This window comes from Agromyces atrinae, assembly GCF_013407835.1.
Classification (GTDB): Bacteria; Actinomycetota; Actinomycetes; order Actinomycetales; family Microbacteriaceae; genus Agromyces; species Agromyces atrinae.
In genome coordinates this window covers 3,453,050-3,473,340 of sequence record NZ_JACCBI010000001.1, presented here as the reverse complement: position 1 = coordinate 3,473,340, position 20,291 = coordinate 3,453,050, and the positions used below count along the sequence as shown (strand labels likewise).

25 protein-coding genes are annotated in these 20,291 nt (G+C 69.3%); 12 read left to right on the top strand and 13 right to left on the bottom strand.

From position 1 onward, the window contains the following. Positions 1-25: 25 nt before the first annotated feature. The 3 genes from BJ972_RS16105 to BJ972_RS16095 are packed head-to-tail and all read right to left on the bottom strand — an operon-like array spanning position 26 to position 3,647. Positions 26-895: an SMP-30/gluconolactonase/LRE family protein gene (locus tag BJ972_RS16105; RefSeq protein ID WP_129175693.1), complete on the bottom strand. Its 870-nt coding sequence runs from the start codon at positions 893-895 to the stop codon at positions 26-28. Next, positions 892-2,751, bottom strand: a complete 1,860-nt coding sequence (locus BJ972_RS16100; protein ID WP_129175691.1) for a glycoside hydrolase family 15 protein — start codon at positions 2,749-2,751, stop codon at positions 892-894. The genes BJ972_RS16105 and BJ972_RS16100 overlap by 4 nt, the downstream gene beginning before the upstream one ends. After that, positions 2,751-3,647, bottom strand: coding sequence for an SDR family oxidoreductase (locus BJ972_RS16095; RefSeq protein ID WP_129175689.1), 897 nt, complete (start codon positions 3,645-3,647; stop codon positions 2,751-2,753). Before BJ972_RS16095 ends, BJ972_RS16100 begins: the two co-directional genes overlap by 1 nt. Before the next feature lie 175 nt (positions 3,648-3,822). Between BJ972_RS16095 and BJ972_RS16090 the strand changes: the two genes are divergently transcribed. After that, positions 3,823-4,155 carry a hypothetical protein gene (locus tag BJ972_RS16090; protein WP_129175687.1) on the top strand — a complete coding sequence of 111 codons (333 nt, stop codon included), beginning with the start codon at positions 3,823-3,825 and terminating at the stop codon, positions 4,153-4,155. A 4-nt stretch (positions 4,156-4,159) separates the two neighbouring features. On the opposite strand, the gene BJ972_RS16085 is transcribed toward BJ972_RS16090, so the two are convergent. Together BJ972_RS16085 and BJ972_RS16080 are read right to left on the bottom strand one after the other, a co-directional pair. Beyond that, positions 4,160-4,375: a hypothetical protein gene (locus tag BJ972_RS16085; RefSeq protein ID WP_129175685.1), complete on the bottom strand. Its 216-nt coding sequence runs from the start codon at positions 4,373-4,375 to the stop codon at positions 4,160-4,162. Continuing rightward, complete coding sequence (locus BJ972_RS16080) at positions 4,372-4,680, bottom strand: DUF7882 family protein (RefSeq protein ID WP_129175683.1); 309 nt, start codon at positions 4,678-4,680, stop codon at positions 4,372-4,374. The genes BJ972_RS16085 and BJ972_RS16080 overlap by 4 nt, the downstream gene beginning before the upstream one ends. 245 nt (positions 4,681-4,925) lie before the next feature. Here BJ972_RS16080 and BJ972_RS16075 point away from each other — a divergent pair, with 245 nt between their 5' ends. Further along, positions 4,926-5,075 (top strand): hypothetical protein, encoded by a 150-nt coding sequence (locus tag BJ972_RS16075; protein WP_164989954.1) that lies wholly within the window; start codon positions 4,926-4,928, stop codon positions 5,073-5,075. Then, complete coding sequence (locus BJ972_RS16070) at positions 5,072-7,315, top strand: heavy metal translocating P-type ATPase (protein ID WP_338420287.1); 2,244 nt, start codon at positions 5,072-5,074, stop codon at positions 7,313-7,315. The genes BJ972_RS16075 and BJ972_RS16070 overlap by 4 nt, the downstream gene beginning before the upstream one ends. Positions 7,316-7,322: 7 nt before the next feature. Here the strand turns inward: BJ972_RS16070 and BJ972_RS16065 are convergent, their stop codons facing one another. Then, on the bottom strand, positions 7,323-7,532 hold the full coding sequence (locus BJ972_RS16065; protein ID WP_129175681.1) for a DUF1653 domain-containing protein: 210 nt from the start codon (positions 7,530-7,532) through the stop codon (positions 7,323-7,325). Between the two features lie 66 nt (positions 7,533-7,598). Here BJ972_RS16065 and BJ972_RS16060 point away from each other — a divergent pair, with 66 nt between their 5' ends. After that, on the top strand, positions 7,599-8,135 hold the full coding sequence (locus BJ972_RS16060; RefSeq protein WP_129175679.1) for a hypothetical protein: 537 nt from the start codon (positions 7,599-7,601) through the stop codon (positions 8,133-8,135). 15 nt (positions 8,136-8,150) lie between these two features. Here BJ972_RS16060 and BJ972_RS16055 read toward each other — a convergent pair whose 3' ends face one another. Further along, positions 8,151-8,720 (bottom strand): TetR/AcrR family transcriptional regulator, encoded by a 570-nt coding sequence (locus BJ972_RS16055; RefSeq protein WP_129175677.1) that lies wholly within the window; start codon positions 8,718-8,720, stop codon positions 8,151-8,153. Between the two features lie 150 nt (positions 8,721-8,870). Here BJ972_RS16055 and BJ972_RS16050 point away from each other — a divergent pair, with 150 nt between their 5' ends. Continuing rightward, on the top strand, positions 8,871-9,884 hold the full coding sequence (locus tag BJ972_RS16050; RefSeq protein ID WP_129175675.1) for a zinc-dependent alcohol dehydrogenase: 1,014 nt from the start codon (positions 8,871-8,873) through the stop codon (positions 9,882-9,884). A 60-nt stretch (positions 9,885-9,944) separates the two neighbouring features. On the opposite strand, the gene BJ972_RS16045 is transcribed toward BJ972_RS16050, so the two are convergent. Further along, on the bottom strand, positions 9,945-10,097 hold the full coding sequence (locus BJ972_RS16045; protein ID WP_164989953.1) for a hypothetical protein: 153 nt from the start codon (positions 10,095-10,097) through the stop codon (positions 9,945-9,947). 36 nt (positions 10,098-10,133) lie between these two features. Here BJ972_RS16045 and BJ972_RS16040 point away from each other — a divergent pair, with 36 nt between their 5' ends. Then, entirely contained in the window at positions 10,134-10,343 is a 210-nt protein-coding gene (locus tag BJ972_RS16040; RefSeq protein ID WP_129175673.1) for a hypothetical protein, read from the top strand. Here BJ972_RS16040 and BJ972_RS17770 read toward each other — a convergent pair. Then, a complete protein-coding gene (locus BJ972_RS17770) occupies positions 10,328-10,924 on the bottom strand; it encodes a TetR/AcrR family transcriptional regulator (protein ID WP_129175670.1) in 597 nt (198 codons plus the stop codon). The genes BJ972_RS16040 and BJ972_RS17770 overlap by 16 nt on opposite strands. 119 nt (positions 10,925-11,043) lie before the next feature. Between BJ972_RS17770 and BJ972_RS16030 the strand changes: the two genes are divergently transcribed. From BJ972_RS16030 to BJ972_RS16015, 4 genes are all read left to right on the top strand, one after another. After that, the gene (locus BJ972_RS16030) at positions 11,044-11,532 is read left to right on the top strand and encodes a heme-degrading domain-containing protein (RefSeq protein ID WP_129175668.1); all 489 of its coding nucleotides are present in this window, start codon (positions 11,044-11,046) and stop codon (positions 11,530-11,532) included. A gap of 23 nt (positions 11,533-11,555) precedes the next feature. Further along, the gene (locus BJ972_RS16025) at positions 11,556-11,852 is read left to right on the top strand and encodes a Dabb family protein (RefSeq protein ID WP_129175666.1); all 297 of its coding nucleotides are present in this window, start codon (positions 11,556-11,558) and stop codon (positions 11,850-11,852) included. 240 nt (positions 11,853-12,092) lie between these two features. Beyond that, positions 12,093-12,566: an SRPBCC family protein gene (locus BJ972_RS16020; protein ID WP_129175664.1), complete on the top strand. Its 474-nt coding sequence runs from the start codon at positions 12,093-12,095 to the stop codon at positions 12,564-12,566. Next, positions 12,563-12,787, top strand: coding sequence for a DUF2795 domain-containing protein (locus BJ972_RS16015; RefSeq protein ID WP_206736523.1), 225 nt, complete (start codon positions 12,563-12,565; stop codon positions 12,785-12,787). Before BJ972_RS16020 ends, BJ972_RS16015 begins: the two co-directional genes overlap by 4 nt. Before the next feature lie 85 nt (positions 12,788-12,872). On the opposite strand, the gene BJ972_RS16010 is transcribed toward BJ972_RS16015, so the two are convergent. Next, a complete protein-coding gene (locus BJ972_RS16010; protein WP_129175662.1) occupies positions 12,873-14,996 on the bottom strand; it encodes a beta-galactosidase in 2,124 nt (707 codons plus the stop codon). Between the two features lie 104 nt (positions 14,997-15,100). Continuing rightward, the gene (locus BJ972_RS16005; RefSeq protein WP_129175660.1) at positions 15,101-16,039 is read right to left on the bottom strand and encodes an NAD(P)/FAD-dependent oxidoreductase; all 939 of its coding nucleotides are present in this window, start codon (positions 16,037-16,039) and stop codon (positions 15,101-15,103) included. A gap of 75 nt (positions 16,040-16,114) precedes the next feature. Here BJ972_RS16005 and BJ972_RS16000 point away from each other — a divergent pair, with 75 nt between their 5' ends. Continuing rightward, entirely contained in the window at positions 16,115-16,579 is a 465-nt protein-coding gene (locus BJ972_RS16000) for a BphX family protein (RefSeq protein ID WP_129175659.1), read from the top strand. Here BJ972_RS16000 and BJ972_RS15995 read toward each other — a convergent pair. Next, positions 16,525-17,163 (bottom strand): TetR/AcrR family transcriptional regulator, encoded by a 639-nt coding sequence (locus BJ972_RS15995; protein WP_129175657.1) that lies wholly within the window; start codon positions 17,161-17,163, stop codon positions 16,525-16,527. The two genes, BJ972_RS16000 and BJ972_RS15995, sit on opposite strands and share 55 nt — an antisense overlap. Before the next feature lie 47 nt (positions 17,164-17,210). Here BJ972_RS15995 and BJ972_RS17600 point away from each other — a divergent pair, with 47 nt between their 5' ends. Then, positions 17,211-18,488: a glycosyltransferase gene (locus tag BJ972_RS17600; RefSeq protein ID WP_129175655.1), complete on the top strand. Its 1,278-nt coding sequence runs from the start codon at positions 17,211-17,213 to the stop codon at positions 18,486-18,488. Positions 18,489-18,498: 10 nt separating this feature from the next. Here BJ972_RS17600 and BJ972_RS15985 read toward each other — a convergent pair whose 3' ends face one another. Then, positions 18,499-20,202: a long-chain-fatty-acid--CoA ligase gene (locus BJ972_RS15985; RefSeq protein ID WP_129175653.1), complete on the bottom strand. Its 1,704-nt coding sequence runs from the start codon at positions 20,200-20,202 to the stop codon at positions 18,499-18,501. Positions 20,203-20,291: the final 89 nt, after the last annotated feature.

Below are 20,291 nucleotides of genomic sequence, written 5' to 3'. Positions count from 1 at the left end.
GGCGAATGTCGTGCGGCGAGCGCTGTCAGCCGCCGAAGAGGTTCGGGGGTCGACCCGTGGCGCCGACGTCGAGACGGAAGATGCCTCCGCTAAGCGGATGCGCGACGAGATCCGCCTCGGTGAGCTGTTCGCGTGCCGAGCCGATGAAGAGCGAACCGAAACCCGAGCCACCGAAGGCCACCGACGTGATGTTCGGCACGGGAAGTGCGTACTCCTCTGAGACGTCGCCGTCAGCAGTCCACTGCACGACCGAGCCGCCTCCGTAGACGCCGTTCCAGAATGATCCCTCCGTGTCGAGGGCGAGGCCGTCGGAGTCGTACCCGGTGAGGAACGGTTCGAGCTGACCGAGCTGACCATCGGGCCCGTACTCCGCACGATAGACGGTCTTCACGGAGGTGTCGGTCACGTAGAACGTCGCTCCGTCATCGGACCACTCCATCCCGTTCGCGACACCGAACCCGCCGGCGATCACGCGGCAGGCGCCGTCGGGTTCGATCGAATAGATCGCGCCGTCCGGCTCACCGGTCGTCAGGTTCATCGAGCCGACGACGAAGCGCCCCTGGGGGTCGACTTTTCCTTCGTTCAGCCGCAGCCCGGCGTGCTCGTGACGGATGACGGCGAGGGTCGACTCGATCTCGCCCTCGACGTCGATCGTGACGACGCGGTCACGAAGTGCGGCGACGTACCCGCCACCGATGCGCGGCTGCACGGCCGACACCGGTGGGGGTAGTCGCGCGACGCGATCATCGCTTCCGTCGAGAGCGCCGTCGAGACGACCCCGATGCAGCGTTCCCGCAGTGATGTCGACCCAGACGAGTTCATCTGTCGCGGCATCCCACCAGATGCTCTCGACGAGGATGGCCTGCGTGTCGCGCACGACCTCGGCCGCGGTCATCGGCGGTCCCCCGCGACGGGCGCCGAGGTCTGGTCGATCGTGAGTGCGGCGCTGATGAGACCGAGATGACTGAGTGCCTGCGGCAGGTTGCCCCAGAACTCGCCCGTGTCGGCGTCGATCATCTCGGCGAGGATTCCGACATCGTTCGATGTCGCGACGAGTTCGTCCATGGCGGCGACCGCCTCCTCACGTCGGCCGACCACGGCGAGCGCCGAGGCTCGCCAGAACCCGCACGCGACGAAAGGGAACTCCTCACTGGCCATACCCGAGTACCGGTAGAGCATCGCCCCGCGCCCGAGCTCGGCGGTGATCACGTCGATCGTCGACGACATCCGCTCGCCGTCATCGAAGCGCGTCGGGGCGTGCAGGAGCACCGAGGTATCGAGGTCGTCGGAGCCGGGGAACATGACGTACGCGCCACGCTCCTCCGACCAGCAGTGCTCGCCGACCCACGCGGCGATCCGGTCGCGCTCGACTCGCCATCGATCCGCGCTGCCGGGGATCTGCCCGGATTCGGCGAGCGCGACGGCATCGTCGAGCGCCTTCCAGCAGCCCATCTTCGACGAGGTGTAGTGCTGCTCATCGGGCAGCTCCCACATGCCCGCATCGCGGTTGCGCCAGAGATCGCACGTGCGATCGGCGACGGATGACAGCATGCGCCCCGTCTCGACATCGAGCACGTTGCCCGCGTCCGCGTAGGTGCGAGCGATGGCGAAGAGGTCGCCGTAGACACCGAGCTGCAGCTGCGACTGTGCGGGATTCCCGCCGACGACCGGGCCGATCCCGCGCCAGCCGGGCACGTCGAATGTCTGCACATCGGTCGGCAGTCCGCCGCCGAGCGAGTAGAAGACGTGCAGCTCGGGGCCGTTCTCACGGATCGTGCGGAAGAGCCAGGAGATCGCCGCGTGGGTCTCTTCGCGCAGACCGAAGCGTACGAGGGTGTGCGCCGTGTACGCGAGGTCGCGCACCCAGGCGAAGCGGTAGTCCCAGTTCTTGCCGCCGCCCGGGTTCTCGGGCAGCGATGTCGTCGCTGCGGCGGCGATCGCCCCCGTGGGGCTGAAGATCAGCAGCTTGAGGGCGAGCGCACTGCGGCGTACGTCACGCGCCCACGCACCCTCGTACGAGAACTCCTTCGACCATGCGCGCCAGTTCGCGATCGTGCGATCGATACCGCGATCGACGTTGTCGGGGTCGGGAAGGTGCAGCGGTTCGTCATGGGTGGCGACGACCACGATGAGGTGGCGCGATCCCTCGGTCGCCGTGAACCGACCGGTGAGCGCCGGTGAACCATCGCCGTCGATGGTGGGCGCCTCGGCACCGCGGTCACGACCGACCACGGCGACCGTCATCGATCCGTCGCGGATGACGGTTCCAGGGGCGGCCTTCTCGATCCACGGCGACGCCGTGCCGAGAACGGTTCCCGGCTGAACGCGCCATGCGAGTTCGACGGAACCCTCGAGACCGTCCACCCGACGAGCGAGCTCAGCCCACGGCAGGCGACCGGCTACCCCGGTGACGAGAGCGTCGGTCACGCTCACGCGACCGGTGGCGGTCGTGAACGTCGTGACGAGCACATTCGTGTCACGCACGTAGCGACGAGATGCGGTGAACTCCCCGGTCGGCGAGAGCTCGATGCATCCCCCGTCTGCGTCGTCGAGGAGCCGCGCGAAGACAGGTCGTGAGCTGAGGTCGGGAACCGGCATCCAGTCGATCCGGCCGTCGAGCGCGATGAGCGCGACCGTGCGGCCGTCGCCGATGGCCGCATAGTCGCTCAGGTCGCGGCCGGGCCGCGGTGCACGCTCCGCGCGCGGCCGCCGTGAGCTCGCGGCGGCCGTGCGGGGTCGGTCGGCCGCCATCAGGGCGTGGGCATTCCGCCGTTGACGTTGAGGGTCTCCCCGGCGACGTAGCTCGACTCGGCCGAGGCGAGGAACACGTAGGCGGGTGCGAGCTCGGCGGGCTGACCCATGCGGCCGAGAGGCGTGTCTTCGCCGAACTCGGCGACCTTCTCCTGCGGCTGTCCGTCGCTCACCTGGAGCGGCGTCCAGATCGGTCCGGGAGCGACAGCGTTGACGCGGATGCCCTTCGGAGCGAGCTGCTGGGCGAGCGCCTTCGTGAACGTGTTGATGGTCGCCTTCGTCGAGGCGTAGTCGACGAGGATGTCGGACGGCGAGTAGGCCTGTACTGATGTCGAGTTGATGATCGCCGAACCGGGCACGAGGTGCTCGAGCGCCGCCTTCGTGATCCAGAACATCGCGTACACGTTCGTCTTGAACGTGTCGTCGAACTGCTCATCGCTGAGCGTCGCGAGGTCGTCGTTGAAGATCTGCTTGCCGCCGTTGTTGACGACGATGTCGAGACCGCCGAGCCCCGCGACCGCATCGGCGACGAGTTGACGGCAGTAGGCGGCATCACGCAGATCTCCGGGCAGGGCCACTGCGGTGCGGCCCGCGTCTTCGATGAGGCCGACGATGCGCGCGGCATCCTCTTCCTCCTCGGGAAGGTACGAGATCGCGACATCCGCCCCCTCGCGAGCGAACGCGATCGCGACGGCCGCGCCGATACCCGAGTCGCCGCCGGTCACGAGGGCGCGCCGACCGGCGAGCCGCCCCGAACCGCGGTAGCTCACCTCGCCGAGGTCGGCGCGGGGAGAGAGCTTCGCGTCGAGGCCGGGTTCAGGCTGGTGCTGAGCCGACGGTTGGATGTCGGCATACATCTCTACGGGGTTCTGGAACGTGTACTGATCGGCCGCCATGAGCGCCTCCCGGAGTCGTCGGTGGTTCGTCCACGCTACGTGCGCGCCGGCGCCACGACAGGGGGGTTGACAGCGCGGGTGCTGCTCCTCAGGCGCGTGCCCGCGCGGGCTACCTCCCCCACGCCGATTGCGCAAGGCCCTATCCAGGATCGCCGGAGAGGCGCACAGTGGACGCATGCGCACCATTCACTATGCAGGTGGCGAATTCATCGTTTCCGACCAGATCGCCGCGGCGATCATGGATTACGCGATGGCGCTTGCGCAAGGAACCGAGGCCGATCTCATCACGATTCCGACCTACGACGAACACGGTGAATCGGTGCAGTCGCAGCTGCTGATCGGGCCGGCGAGCCAGATCCTCTCGTCGCCGTTGCCCGGCGCCGAGCCCGAATCGACGGATGACGAGCTGCTCGCCGATCTCGGTCGGCGCGCCGCGGCGCTGCGCCCGGCACGACCGGAACCCGAGGCCGCGCACGACATCGATCTCGATCTCGAGATCGGCCGCTGAGCCGTCAGTCGTCGTTCTGTCGCGGGTCGATCACAGCGATCGCGACCCCCGGGGTGATGAGGATCGTCGCCGGTTCGAGGCGGCCCTCACCGCGGTCGACGTCGAGCCACATCGAGCGGCCGGACGCGACCGTCTCGAGGATCTTCGCGCGCAGCGTGTCGGCGTCCTCGATGCCGATGCTGAACTCTGTTCCGCCGTACTGGATGTAGATGCGTCTCATGAGGTGCTCTCCTGCGGCTCGGGAACGATGACGAGCCCGGCCGAGGAGTTCGCCGCTCGCGTGAGCACGTCGACCCACGCTCGATTGATGACGATCGACTTCGAGCCGAGGTACTTGAAGCGCAACGAATGGGCGGGGTGCACCCAGATCGAGCTGCGACCGTCGCCGGCCGCCGGGTCGTCGCGCCAACTGAAGTAGAAGCCCTCGCCGCGGCGGAGCTTCGAGCCGATCACGAGCTGCAGGTGCGCGAGGAGGCGATCCTCGAAATCAACCGTGACCTCCGAGTCGTAGATCAGCTTGCCCATCGCATCCATCCGTCGTTCGATACCGCTGAGCCTTAACAATGATCCGCCGAGGCACGCGCCGCAAGCGGGGCCGCAGGGGTTGCGGAACGGCCCTCCGCAGGGTAGTTCCCGTCTCGGCGTCACGAATGGGCGGTTCGGGGGCTCCGAACCGCCCATTCGTGACGCCGAGACGGATGACGGAATACCCCCTGGGGGTATATGGTTAACATCGACGACCGACATCCATCGACTTCGAGGAGGCCACCGTGAAAGCGCCCGCCACACTGAGTCTGTTCGGTGCAGGGCTCGTCGTGATCTTCGGGGCGTCGTACGCGCTCGCCGCAGCGATCACTCCCGACGCACCCGCCGAACCGGCCATCCACCAGCCGACCGAGCACCCCGAGGAGCACTCGTGAGCACCGAGACCCCGCTCGCCGACATCGAACTCGAGATCGGTGGCATGACGTGCGCGTCGTGCGCCATGCGCATCGAGAAGAAGCTCAACAAGCTCGACGGCGTCACCGCGACCGTCAACTACGCGACCGAGAAGGCGCGCATCACCGCCCCCGCCGACCTCGACCCGCTCTCCCTCATCGACGAGGTCGAGAAGACGGGCTACACCGCCGCGCTCCCCGCCCCGAAGACGCCGACGGATGACGCGAGCGAGCCCGCCGACCCCGAACTCACGTCACTGCGTCAGCGACTCGTCGGCAGCATCGTGCTGTCGGTTCCCGTCATCCTGCTCGCCATGATCCCCGCGATCCAGTTCACCTACTGGCAGTGGGCGTCGCTCGCACTCGCCGCCCCGGTCGTCGTATGGGCCGCATGGCCGTTCCACCGTGCGGCCTGGATGAACCTGCGCCACGGCGCCGCGACGATGGACACGCTCATCTCGGTGGGTACGTCGGCCGCGTTCCTCTGGTCGCTCTACGCGCTCTTCTTCGGCACGGCGGGTGTGCCCGGCATGACCCACCCCTTCGAGTTCACGATCTCGGCGAGCGACGGCTCGGCGAACATCTACCTCGAGGTCGCCGCGGGCGTCACGATGTTCGTGCTCGCCGGTCGCTACTTCGAGAAGCGGTCGAAGCGTCAGGCGGGTGCCGCCCTCCGGGCCCTCATCGAGCTCGGCGCGAAGGATGTCGGTGTCGTGCGCGGCGGAGTCGAGACACGCATCGGTATCGACGACCTCTCCGTCGGCGACGAGTTCATCGTGCGGCCGGGCGAGAAGATCGCGACCGACGGCGTCATCGTGACCGGCACGTCGGCCGTCGACGCGTCGATGCTCACGGGCGAGTCGATGCCCGTCGAGGTCGTTCCCGGCGACACCGTGGTGGGTGCGACCGTCAACGCGGGCGGCCGACTCGTCGTGCGTGCGACACGCATCGGCTCCGACACGCGCCTCGCTCAGATGGCGAAGCTCGTCGAAGATGCCCAGTCGGGCAAGGCCGAGGTGCAGCGTCTCGCCGATCGCATCTCGGGCGTCTTCGTGCCGATCGTCATCGCGCTCGCGGTCGCGACGCTCGGGGCGTGGCTCGGCTCGGGAGCCGGCGCGAACGCGGCGTTCACCGCTGCCGTCGCGGTGCTCATCATCGCGTGCCCGTGCGCACTCGGCCTCGCCACGCCCACCGCGCTGCTCGTCGGCACGGGGCGCGGCGCTCAGCTCGGCATCCTCATCACGGGGCCCGAGGTGCTCGAATCGACACGCGCGGTCGACACGATCGTGCTCGACAAGACCGGCACGGTCACGACGGGCACGATGACGCTGCTCGGCATCACGACCTCGACCGGCACGAGAGAGACCGAGCTGCTACGCGCCGCCGGTGCGGTCGAGGCCGCGTCCGAGCACCCGATCGCTCGAGCCGTCGCGCGCGGCGCCGTCGACCGCGTCGGGCCGCTGCCCGAGGCGGAGTCGTTCGCCAACATCGAGGGTCGCGGCGTGCAGGGCATCGTCGACGGTCACCTCGTGCTCGTCGGCCGACCGAGCCTGCTCGCCGACTGGTCGATCGAGCTCTCGGGCGAACTCGCCGCTGCGCGGACTGCCGCCGAGACGGCCGGTCAAACGGCGATCGCCGTCGCGTGGGACGGCGCCGCCCGCGGCATCCTCACCGTCGCCGACGAGGTGAAGCCGACGAGCGCCGAGGCGATCGCACGCTTCCGCACGCTCGGCCTCTCCCCCGTGCTGCTCACGGGTGACAACGCGACCGTCGCCCGCCAGGTCGCCGACGCCGTCGGCATCGACGAGGTCATCGCCGACGTGCTCCCCGAAGAGAAGGTCGCCGTCGTCGAGCGGCTGCAGTCCGAGGGCAAGGTCGTGGCGATGGTCGGCGACGGCGTCAACGACGCCGCTGCGCTCGCTCGCGCCGACCTCGGCATCGCGATGGGAACGGGAACGGATGTCGCGATCGAGGCGGCCGACCTGACGCTCGTGCGCGGTGACCTGCGTTCGGCCGCCGACGCCATCCGACTCTCGCGGTCGACGCTCGGCATGATCAAGGTCAACCTGTTCTGGGCCTTCGCGTACAACGTCGCGGCGATCCCGCTCGCCGCACTCGGTCTTCTCAACCCGATGCTCGCGGGTGCGGCGATGGCCGTCTCGAGCGTCTTCGTCGTCGGGAACAGCCTGCGACTCCGGGCGTTCCGTCCGTGGGCGGAATAGCGCGGGCCTACTCGGCGATGCGGGCGAAGCGCGGAACCGTCTGACCCTCGTGCTCGACCGTCTCGACGAACATCGCCTTCGGGCGCGTCCACAGCCGCCCGTCGGCCGACCGGTAGACGACGACGGCCTGCTCGGACTCGGAGTCGGTCGCCTCGCCGACGACGACGTAGTGGCCGCCCTTGAAGTGTCGGTACGGGCCGGGTTCGACGGTCGACATGACGATGCTCCTCTGGTTCTCGGCTTAGTCTACGAAGGCCCGAGACACCGACCGGAAGGTGGAGCCATGAGAGAGAAGCAGAAGCGCGGTCGCAGCCGTACCCTGCTCGACAGCTCGACCGAAGACAAGGCGCGGGCCCTGAAGGAACGCGTCTACGCGTCGTTCACGGGTCTCGCGATCGTGACGGTGCTCGCCCTCAACGCCGGGCACCAGTCGGCGGTCGACGCCGTCGTGTCGCTCGCGGCGGGCATTGTCGGCATCACCCTCGCGGGCTTCGTCGCCGAGATCATCGCATTCCAGGTGTCGCATCGCACGCTGCCTCCGCGTAGCGAGTTCCTCACGATGCTGCGTATCGCCGGCGGCGCGATCGGATCGGCTTCGCTGCCGTTCCTCGCGCTCGTCTCGGCGTGGATCGGGTGGATCTCGATCGAGACGGCGCTCACCATGAGCGTCGGAATCTACTTCGTGACCCTCATCGGCATCGCCCTCGTCGCGGTGCTGCGCACGAAACTGCCGCCGCGCCAGCAGCTCATCGCGCTCGGCGCGATCATCAGCCTGAGCGCCCTCGTCGTGATCGTGCTCATCGCGGCGCACGGCCACTGACCGCGCGGCAGCAGATCAGACGGGCGCGTACGGCGCGAGCACGGCCCTGACCGATGCCGCGAGCACGCGGCGCACCGCCTCGACGGGCATCGCGGCGAGCGCCGGGTCGACCCCGGCGATCATGAGCCCGCCGCCTGCGGTCGCGAGCGCGATGCGCGCCTCGTCGGAGGGTTCGGGGCCGATGAGCACGGCGTCCATGCGCGTCGAGAGAGCGAGGAACGTGTCGGTGCGGCCGAGCAGCTCGCGCACGGCCGGATCGCTCTGCACGAACGCCGCCGCCTGCCGCTGCTCGATCACGACGTCGACGAGTCCGTCGACGAGGGCGTCGAAGCGCGCCCGCGGCGTGGCCCCCGCCTCGGCGGCTGCGACGACGTGATCGATGTGCTCGAGCACGGGAGCGACGACGGCGAGAACGATCCCGTCCTTCGTCGGGAACTGGTGGTACACCGCGGCCTTCGAGACGCCGATCTCGTCGGCGATCATCTGCAGCGAGGTGCCCCCGACGCCGTGCTGCGAGAAGAGGGCGATCGCCGCGGTGCGCACGCGTGAGCGCGCATCGCCTCGCCCTCGCGTCGCTCGCGTCATCCGCCCCGCCCTTCGTGCTCGTACCTCGACACAGTGTACGGATCTCCCAGTTGATTTAACTAGCCGATCGGCTATCTTAACAACGGATGCCCGCACGGGCGCCGCGACGAGCGAATGGAGCGAGTGCTCATGGTCACTACGGAAGAAACGATGCGGTCCCTCGTGGTGACCGGCCCCGGCACGGTCGAAGTGCAGAACGTGCCGCGCCCGAGCGTCGGAGACGACGACATCCTCGTGCGCATCCGGGCCTGCGGCCTGTGCGGTTCCGACGGCTTCTACATCGCACGCGGCGGAATCCCGCCGCGTGAGGGCGCGACGCCTCTCGGCCACGAGGCGGCCGGCGAAGTCGTCGAGGTCGGCACGCGTGTCACGGGCATCGCCGTCGGTGCGCACGTCGTCGTGAACCCCATGGCCGCACCGAGCGGCATCATCGGCAATGGAGGTGCGACCGGCGCACTCTCCGACTACCTGCTCATCGAGCAGGCCGAGCTCGGTGTGAGCGTCGCCCTCGTTCCCGAGCACGTTCCCTTCGCGGTCGCCGCCCTCAACGAGCCCATGGCCGTCGCGCGTCACGCCGTGAACCGCGTCGACCCGCGGCCGGGCGACCGCGTCGTCATCTTCGGCGCCGGGCCGATCGGTCTCGGCGCGGCGATCAGCTTTCGACTTCGGGGCGCCGAGAGCGTCGTGGTCGTCGACCTGATTCCCGAGCGGCTCGAGACGGCGCTGCAGGTCGGGGCGGATGCCGTCATCGACTCACGTACCGAGGACATCGTCGCGCGGCTGGCCGAGCTGCACGGCAATGCAGCCCGGCGCCCCGGAGAAGTGCGCCCGGGAACCGACATCTACCTCGATGCGGCGGGCGCACCCGTCGTCATCCAGACGATCCTCTCGGCGGTCAAGCGCGGCGCGAAGGTCGGCATCGTCGCCGTGCACAAGAAGCCCGTCGAGGTCGACTTCGGCGCGATCCTCAACAACGAGGTCAGCATCATCACCGCGAGCGGCTACCCGACCGAGATCTTCGAGGTGACCGACGACATCGCTGAGAACTGGGAGCGCTACGCACTGCTCGTGAGCGACGAGATTCCCTTCGACGAGATCGATCGCGCGATCGAACTCGCCACGACTCCCGGCGCCGCCGACAAGGTCGTCGTCACGTTCGACTGACCGCTCGACGAACAGCCCGGCCGCCACCTCGGACGAGGTGACGGCCGGGTTGCACTGCGCTCAGGCGGCCGGTGCGATGTTCCAGAGCCAGGGCACGGAGTTGTCGGTCTGGACCGTCACCTGGGTGTCGGCATTCGTCGCGAAGCTCGACTGCACCCGGAACCAGGGCGCGAACCAGGCCTGCTCGACGATGTAGGCGTTCAGCTCGGCCACGGGTGCATCGCCCTCCTCGATCTCGACATCTACCCGGTGCAGCTCGCGTCGATGATCCTCGGCGCGCCCACGCAGATCACGGCGGTCGGCGGGATGACGGAGACGGGCGTCGACGCCTACTCGACTCTCGTGCTGGACCACGGCCCGCACCGGCACGCGACCCTGACGACGACGCTCGAGGTGCGCACCCCGACCGCCGCGATCCTCGCGACGATCGACGAGGCGCGGCGTCAGCTCACCGCGTGATCGACTCGACTGCGCAACTGCGTGATGGTCGCGGCCAGATCGTCGGCCGCGTCGATCGCCGGGTTCATGAGCGCCTGCAACTGCACGCCGTCGGCGACGGCGATGAGGAGGCGTGCCGTGCGGTCGGGATCGATCGCGGGGTCGATGCGTCCGGCGTTCTGCTCGTACTCGACGGCCGTCGCGAGCATCCGCCGCACCTTCTCGAACCGCTCGCGGAAGAAGTCGTGCGACGGGTGGTCGGACTGCGCAGCCTCGGCCGCGAAGATCAGATAGAGATGGATGAGCCCGGGGATCTCGAGGTTGCGGCGGATCGCGCCGATGTAGAGGTCGAGCGTCAGCGCCGGATCCGGCTCCCAGCCCTGGATGAGCTGATCCTCGTCCCAGCGGGCGATCACGTTCTGCAGCAGGTCTTCACGACTGTCGAAGTAGTAGAGGATGTGTGCGGGCTCGAGCTCGAGAGCGCGAGCGATCGACCGCAGCGACGTGCCGCGGTAGCCGTCACGCGCGAGCACCTCGGTGGCGGTCGCGAGTATCGACTCGCGCCGCGCCGTGCCCTTCGCAAACCGTCCTTCTCGTGCCACGCCTCTACCTTAAGGGGCAGAGCACACACGAGGTCGAGCCCCGTTTCCGGGCCGCACCACCTCCGAGTGACACCCACGCCGGTCGTTCCCGGTCGCGCCGATCAGAAAGCAGGACACCGATGACCGCCTTCTCCACCCTCACCGACCTCGAACTCATCCCCGTCATCGAGGAGCAGAACTCGCGGCTCTCGTTCACGTCGTTCGACCACGACGACGCGGTCGCACTCGGCAACGCCCTCGTCGCTCGAGCAGCGGCCGACGACCTCTCGTTCACGACGTCGATCCTCTTCGGGGCGCAACGGGTCTTCCACGCGGCGAGGCCCGGAACGAACGCCGACAATGACGACTGGCTCGCGAAGAAGGCCCGCGTCGTCGCCCGCTTCGATGCGCCGTCGCTCCTCGTCGGAGCACGGTGCCGGGCGGCAGGAATCGACTTCCACGAGGTCTTCGGACTCGACCGGTCGCAGTTCATCCCCGCGGGAGGCGGCTTCCCGCTTCGCGTCAACGGATCGCTCACCGGATTCGTCGGCGTCTCGGGCCTGCCCGAGCGCGACGACCACTCGATCGTCGTCGAGGCGCTCGAAGCCGCCATCGCCCGTCACTCCTAGCCACCCACCAGAAAGAGAGCACCATGATCCGACACACCGTGAGCTTCGCCCTGACGCACCCCGTCGACTCCGTCGAGGAGGCCGCCTTCCTCAGCGATGCCCACGCGGCGCTGACGTCGATCCCCGGCGTGCAGGACTTCCGCATCTCACGCCAGGTGAGCCCGAAGAGCGATCACCGCTTCCAGTTCGAGATGACGTTCGACGACGCCGCAGCCTACGAGGCCTACAACTTGCACCCCGCACACGTCGACTTCGTCGAGACCCGGTGGAAGCCCGAGGTCGCCGACTTCCAGGAACTCGACTTCACGCCCCTCGGCTGACGCCCTCCCCGTCATCCCTCGCCCGTCCCCGCCCCTCGACACCCCCGTCTCGGCGTCACGACACGCTGGCTACAACGCGTTGAGCCAGCGTGTCGTGACGCCGAGACTGTGGGGTGGGGGCGGGTCGGGGCGAAGCAGGGCGGCGCAGCGGGGGGGCGAGTGAGGAAATGTCAAGCCCCGCGCCCCCGAATGGGTGACACGCGTACCGTCGAACATCAGCTTCGAACGGAAGGCGGCACCATGCCCACGACGACCAGCGACATCCAGATCAGCGCACCGATCAGCTCGGTGTACAACCAGTGGACACAGTTCGAGGACTTCCCGGCCTTCATGAGCGGCGTCGAGAGCATCACCCAGATCGACGACACGACGACGCACTGGACCGTGAAGATCGCGGGCATCGAGCGCGAGTTCGACGCGGTCATCACCGAGCAGAACCCCGACGAGCGCATCGCGTGGAAGAGCACCGAGGGCGAAGACCACGCCGGGGTCGTCACGTTCCACCGCATCGACGACGCGACGACACTCGTGCGCCTGCAGCTCGACTGGACTCCGCGTGGCGCGATCGAGCACATCGGAGCCCTCTTGCAGGTCGACGACATCGAGATCGGCCGCGACCTGAAGAAGTTCAAGGAGCTCATCGAATCGAATGGCTTCGAGACGGGCGCCTGGCGAGGCTCCGTCGATCGCGCGACGGATGAGACAGGGCGATGAACAGGAGCTTGCGCGCCGCGCTCAACGGCGTCGACGCCGTCGCACCGTCATCCGTCGCGGAGTTCCTGCGCACGATCGACTACCCCGCGACGCCCGACGACCTGGCCCGTGCCGCACGGCACGACGGGGTCGATGACGCGATCGTGCGCGCGCTCAGCAGCCTGCCCTCGCGCTCGTACGACGGCGCATTCCACGTGCTGCACGCCCTCGACGCGGCCTGACCGCGCACCACCCCACCCGTCTCGGCGTCACGACACGCTGGCCAAACGCGTTTTAGCCAGCATGTCGTGACGCCGAGACTTCGGTTCAGGGGGTGGTGACCGGGGCGACGGGGGCGAGGGTGCGCACGACGCGGACGTCCCAGGGGCCGAGCTCGAGCGCGGCTCCTGCGGCGACGTCGGTGCCGTCGATGAGGTCGGTGACGGCCTCCGGCGGGGTGAAGCTCGCGGGCTCCCACGACCAGTTGTGCACGTAGTAGATGCGCCGCCCCGACGAGTCGGTCGACGTCGTCACGGTCACCGTCTCGGGCACACTCGCGCGGTCGACGATCGGGTCGGCGGCCCAGCGCGCGACCGATTCGGCGAGAGCGAGGTTCGGCACGGTTCCGACGACCGTGACCCGGCCCGCTCCGTGCTCACGCGTCGTCACGGCCGACCAGCGCCCGTAGTGCGGGTGCACGAATCGCACGAGCGACGTGCCGTCGGTGACGGTCAGGCCGTCCATCCAGTCGGTCGCTGCGGCTCCGTCGAGAAGCGGGAACTCGTTCTCGGCAGAGACGTCGAGCGGCTCGGGCAGGTTCGCGATCTCGTCGTACCAGGTGCCCGCAGCCTCGGCGAGGCGAGCCGGCTTCTCCTCGAGGCGCGCACGCCCCTCGCGATCGGCGTACGCGCTGCGCGGCCCGAGCACGAGGTGCCCGCCCGCCCCGGCGTAGGCGGCGAGCCAATCGAGGTCGGCATCGGCGGCGGTGAAGAACGCGGGCGCGATAAGCACGGGATGACGCGCGGCGAACTCACCGGCATCCACCCCCTCGCCACCCCGCGAGGAGAAGAGCTGCGTCGGGCGCACGAGGCGCACCTGGAGCCCGGCGTCGAACGCACCACGGTAGAACGCCGATGTGATGCGGTGATAGCCCTGCGGGTCGAAGTACTGGCCGCCGTTGCGGAACGGCGACTGCGGGCCGCCGAGCGCGAAGCGGCTGTCGGTGTCGTAGAGGAACGCGACGTCGGAGTCGGGCGTCGAGTCGGCGACGGCCGCGCCGGCGGCGGCGAAGTCGGCACCGATCTGCGCGACCTCGCGGTAGTGGCGGCCGGGCTTCTGGCTGTGCGGCAGCACTCCGCCCCAGTACGTCTCGGCGCCGAAGTGCAGCGTGTGCCAGTGCCAGTACTCGACCATGCGGGCACCGCGGGCGACGAGCGCCCACGCGGCTTGGCGCCACTGCCCGTCGTAGGGCGAGTAGTTGTGCGACGAGAGCCCCATCGACGACGAGTTGGTCTCGGTGATGAGGAACGGCGCCTCCTTCGCCGAGTACATGCGATCGGCGAGGTCGTAGATCGACCAGAGTCCGTTCGTCCACCACTCGCCCTTCCGCGGAGCGGTGTCGGGCAGGGCGAGCGAGTCCTCCATCTCGTAGTACGCATTGCCCGAGACGACGTCGAGTCGGCTCGAGAGCGCGACGTCGTCGACTCCCGGCTGATCGAACGCGATGCACGTCGTGACGAACTGCTCGCCGATCGCGTACTCGCGCACGATGTCGGCCTGCCACCCGATGTACTCGGTCACGAGCGACGCCTGGAACCGCCGCCACGCGAGGTCGTACTGCGGCTGGAAGTTGCCGTCGGGGCGCCACAGGTCAGCCCACGTCGAGAGGCGGTGCGACCAGTAGACGAGGCCCCACTCGCGGTTGAGCGTCTCGACGTCGCCGTACTGGTGCCGCAGCGAATCGGTGAAGCGCTGGAAGATGCCCTCGTTGTAGAGCAGCGTGATGCCGGGCTCGTTGTCGACCTGGTACCCGATGACGGCGGGGTGCTCGCGGTAGCGTTCCACGATCTTGCGGATGACGCGCTCGGCGTAGAACAGGAAGGCGGGGTTCGTGAAGTCCATCTCCTGGCGGCGGCCCCAGTGCATCGGCTGCCCCGTCGCCGCATCGCCCGCAACCTCGGGGTGCAGTCGCTTCATCCACATCGGGATCGCGTAGGTCGGCGTGCCGAGGATGACGTCGATGCCGTGCTCGTGCGCGGCGTCGAGCACGTCCTCGAGCCAGTCGAGGTGGAAGACGCCGGGCTCGGGCTCCCAGGTCGACCAGACCGATTCGCCGACGCGAATGACGGTGAAGCCGGCCTCCTTCATGAGGCGCATGTCTTCGGCGAGCCGAGGCGTCGGCTGGTACTCGTGGTAGTACGCCGCGCCGAAGCGGATCCCGGGTGTCGTCATCGTCGTTCCTCCGCGTCGGTGCAGGGTGCCAGGTGGGTCGCCGGACGAGCGCCGACGATCGAGCACACTTTACCAGTGATAATTTCTGGCGCGAGCGGGACGGTTCAGCGCGATGCGGCGATGGCGCGACCGAGCGCATCGCCCGACGCCCACGCCGTCGACACCGAGGGCGATGCACCCCACGCGTCGCCGCACACGCCGATGCCGTCGACGAACGAGAACGGTTGGGCGTGCGTCGTCGCGGGGCGAGCGAACGTCCAGCGGTGAGCCGCGACCCACTCGGGCTCGTCGGTGATGCCGAAAATCCGGCGCACCGCGTCGACGACGATCGGCCGCACAGCGTGAGGGTCGTCGAGGTGCGCCGCGGCGAGCGCCGATGTCGTGTGAGCGACGAGCACCGGAGCGCCGTCTCCGCGTCGCGCGCCGTCGTCGGCGATGAAGCCGACCGTCGCGGAGTCATTGACGAACGCGCCCTGGAGATCGGCCGGCCAGCTGCGCTCCGCGAACCCGAGGATGACGGCGATGACGGGCTCCCACTCGACGGCGTCGATCTCGTGCGATGCGGGCAGCAGCCGGTTCGCCTGCGGGTCGGGCATGGCGAGCACGATGTCGCCGACGCTCTCGCCGTCGAGCGCGCCGGGTTCGACTGTCTCGACGGTGCGCTGGTGCTCGACGTTGAGCGACTCGGCGAGATCGGCGACGAGGCCGCGCAGGCCCCCCGGCGCCGCGAAGCGCATCGGGCCGGTCGTGCGGTCACGCAGGCGCGTGTCGTCGGCCACGGCGAACGTGTCGGTCCACGGGCGGACGAGTCCGCGCGTCATCCACTCGCCGACGACGCCGGCGAACGCCGAGCCGTCGGGAACGGTGAAGTACGAGGCGCCGATGTCGACGCGGCGCTCCTCGAACCGCTTCGTCGCGAGTCGACCGCCGGGTACGCGACCGCGTTCGAGGATGCGGGTCGGGATGCCGCCCTCAGCGAGTGCGCGGGCGCACGCGATGCCCGAGAGGCCGGCTCCGACGATGGTGACCGCGTTATCGCTCATGCGCTCCATTCTGCCTCGCGCCACGGCACGCCATATTCGTTAGATGCAAGCTCTACTTAATGTTAGTGTCACCGCATGACCCTTCTCACGTGGTGGTTCCGGCTCACGGGCATCGCCTACATCGCACTCGGGATCAGCTGGATCCCTGTTCTCAACGCGCTGCGCCTCGACGCGGTCGTGCCCGGCTTCGACGCGCCAGAAGGCAGCACCGCGTACGCCGGATTCCTCGACTGGATGCTCGTGTTCGGCCTCGAGATGATCGTCGTCGGCGTGGTGCTGATCGCCGCGTCGTGGCGCCCCTGGCGGAGTGCGCCGCTCGTCGTCCTCATCGTCGCGCTCTCACTCGTGCGCGGCATCGCGCACGACATCTACATGATCGTGAACGGCTACTCGCTCGTCGCCAACCTCGTCTTCGTGGCGTTCCACACGGCCGTGATCGTCGTCGGCGTCATCGCCTACCGCTCGGCACGTCGCGACGCGTGGGCTCAGGGCGTCGACAGCGCGAGGCCCGCGATCGACGTCCGCAGCCAGGTCGCGTAGGCGACGTCATCCCACCCCGTGTCGAGCACGAGGTAGGCGTACGCGTCGGGATGTGTCACGAAGCCGAGCAGATCGGTGGCTCTCGTGGCGCTCTCGGCCGCGATGATCCCGCGCGAGACGAGCCAGGCGCCACCGCCCGCCACGTCGCCGCGGCGTCGCCGGTCGAGATCGTCGACCGCGCTCCGCACGTCGGGGTCGGCGTGCGCCGCCGCGGCCATCGCCCGCCAGAGTCCCGCCGTCCGGGCATTGGCGCGCGTGATGTACTCGGCGTATCGCTCGATCGCGAGCTCGGTACTCGGCTCCTCCAGGATCGCGACCATCTCGGCACGTTCGACGAGCGCGTGGCGGCCCTCGTCTCCTGCGAAGGCCCGTTCGTAGGCGGCGAGCAGCAGCGCCGACTTCGGCCCCGCGAGGCGAACCGCCTGGATCGACACCCCCGCCTCGTCGGCGATGGCCTGCATCGGCGTGCGTGCGTATCCATCGCGCTCGAAGAGGGCGCCCGCCGCATCGACGATCGCGGCCCGCGTGCGCGCCGCACCGCTCGCCCTGACCGGCGAGTGGTAGGCGCGGCGCGCTTCAGTCATGACCCCATCATTCGATAGATTCACCTTCTCACCAATTCGGAGGACCCGTGTCGACCGTTCTCGTCTGCTCCTCACCGATCCACGGGCATGTCTCCCCGATGCTCGCGGCGACCGCGCATCTCGTCGAGGCGGGGCATGACGTGACGGTGCTCACCGGTAGCCGCTTCCGCGCCCGAGTGGTCGAGACGGGCGCGGCCTTCCGCCCGCTGACGGGGCTCGCCGACTTCGACGACCGCGTGCCGGATGACTACATCCCTGATCGTGACCTCTATCGCGGCGTGGAGCGCGCCCAGTACGAGATCGGCCGCATCTTCGTCGACACGATCCCCGACCAGTTCGCTGCGGCGAGCGCGGCGATCGATGCGATCTCGCCCGACGTCGTGGTCGTCGACGGGCCGTTCATCGGCCTCGGCCCCCTCGTCGCCGCGCGTCGCACCGACCGGCCGCCCGTCATCGCGCTCGGCGTGACCCCGCTGAGCCAGTCGAGTCGCGACACGGCTCCGTTCGGGATGGGCCTGCCGCCCGCGACCCACGCCGTCGGTCGACTGAAGCAACGGGCGATGGGGGTCGTGGCGAGCCGCGTGCTCTTCCGCGGCCTGCAGCGTCGCGTCGAAGCGGCCTTCGCGTCGACGACGGGTGCTCGGGTACCGGGCCTGGCGATGGACACCGCGCACTACGCCGACCGCTTCCTGCAGCTCTCGACCCGCGAGACGGAGTACCCGCGGTCGGACATCGCGCCGAACATCGAGTTCATCGGGCCGCTCGTGCCGCACGACGTCGAGGCGCCCCTGCCCGAGTGGTGGCACGAACTCGACGGCACCCGCCCCGTCGTGCACGTCACCCAGGGAACGATCGACAACGACGACTTCTCGCGGCTCGTGCAACCCACGATCGACGCCCTCGCCGATCGGGACGCGCTCGTCGTCGTGAGCCTGGGCGGCCGGCCCGAGTCGAGCTTCCCGCATCACGCACCCCACGTGCGCGTCGCGTCGTTCCTGCCCTATCGCGCACTCCTCGCCCGAACCGACGTGATGGTCACGAACGGCGGTTTCGGCGGAGTGAGCGCCGCTCTCCTTCTCGGCGTGCCGCTCGTCGTCGCGGGCGACACGGAAGAGAAGCCCGAGGTCGCCGCGCGCGTCGCCTGGAGCGGTGGCGGCATCGACCTCCGCACCGGGCGACCGACCGCAGCCGAGGTTCGCAGCGCCGTCGACGCGCTGCTCGACCCCGCCGCACGCGAGCGGTCACGCGGGATCGCCCGCGCGGCGGCGACGTACGACGCCCGGGCGTCGATCGAGCGCGTCGTCGGCGAGGTGACGAACGCGTGAGCCGCGGCGCCTAGCCCTTCTCGACGAGGCGGTCACGCACCTCGCGGCGAAGAACCTTGCCGATGAGCGACCGCGGCAGGTCGTCGACCTCGATGATGCGTCGGGGAACCTTGTACGCGGCGAGGTGCAGACGGCAGTAGTCGCGCAGCGCCTCGGCATCGAACGTCGCGCCCTCGCGCGGCACGACGGCCGCGGTCACCTGCTCGCCTCCCCCGGCGTGCACGAGTCCGACGACGGCCGCATCCGCGACATCCGGGTGGGACTGCAGCGTCTCTTCGACCTCGGTCGGCGAGACGTTGAAGCCGCCCGTGATGATGAGTTCCTTCAGACGGTCGACGATGCTCACGAAGCCGTCGTCCGACACCGTCACGATGTCGCCGGTGCGCAGCCATCCGCCCGCGAGGAGCGTCGCGGCCGTGTCACCGGGGCGACCCCAGTAGCCCTGGAACACCTGCGGTCCGCGGAGGAGCAGTTCGCCCGCCTCGCCGGCGGGGCGCTCGACCGACGGGTCGGCCGGGTCGACGACACGGATCTCCGTGCTCGGGAACGGCACACCGACCGTGCCGGGGCGCCGGCTCGGCCCGATCGGGTTGCCGAGGGCGACGGGGGATGTCTCGGTCATGCCGTACCCCTCGACGAGGAGGCCACCGGTCGCCTCCTCCCAACGGTCGACGGTCGCGACGGGAAGGCTCATCGCGCCCGAGATCGCGAAGCGCACCGTCGAGAGGTCGATCGTGCCGCGCTCCGATGCGCGCGCGAGCTGGTCGTAGATCGGCGGTACGGCAGGCAGGAACGTCGGCGGCGTGCGTCGAGCGGCGTCGGTGACGAGGCCGACGTCGAACTTCGGGAAGAGCACGAGGCGCGCCCCGATGCTCACGGCGAACGTCAGGCACAGCGTCATCCCGTAGGCGTGGAAGAGCGGGAGGACGCCGTAGAAGGTTTCTTCGCCCGCCTTCAGTCCGGGCACCCACGCCTCGCCCTGCATGGCGTTCGCGCGCAGGTTGCGGTGGGTGAGGATCGCGCCCTTCGGCGAGCCGGTCGTGCCGCTCGTGTACTGCAGCAGGGCGGTGTCGTCGAGGCCGGGGCGCGGGGCGCGACGCGAGATGCGCGAGTGGCCGACGAGCTTCGACCAGGGGTAGGGGCGCCGGGCCTGCGGCGTCTCGGTGAGCTGCGCGCGCAGGCGGCGTGCCTTCGGGATGGGGAGCTTGAGGGCGAGGCGCTTGCCGAGCGGCAGAGCCTCGGTGATGTCGACGCTCACGATGCGCTGCAGTTCGAGATCGGCGGGGAAGCCGGCGACGGTGTCGTAGACCTTGTCCCACACGATCGCGAAGCGTGCGCGGTGGTCTTCGAACTGGTGACGGAGCTCGCGGGCGGTGTAGAGCGGGTTGTGCTCGACGACGATCGCGCCGAGTCGGAGGATCGCGTAGAACGCCGCGACGTGCTGCGGGCAGTTCGGAAGCACGAGCGCGACGCGATCGCCCTTCTTCACGCCCATGCGGCGGAGTCCCTCGGCGGCACGGGCGATCTGGTCGCCGAGCGTGCGGTACGAGGTCTCGGCACCGAAGAACTCGAGGGCGACAGATCGGCCGTACGTCGCGACGCTCGCATCGATCATGTCGGTCAGGGTCTGGCTGACCGTGTCGATCTCGGCGGGCACACCGGGCGCATAGGCCGAGAGCCAGGGCTTCGAAGCGTAGGGACTCGAAATCGACATGCGGGGTTCCTCTCGGTCGGCCCCTCAACCGTAGTCGGGTGCACTGGGCGTGGCTCCCAGGATCGGGTCACGGCACCACGGCCCGTCGA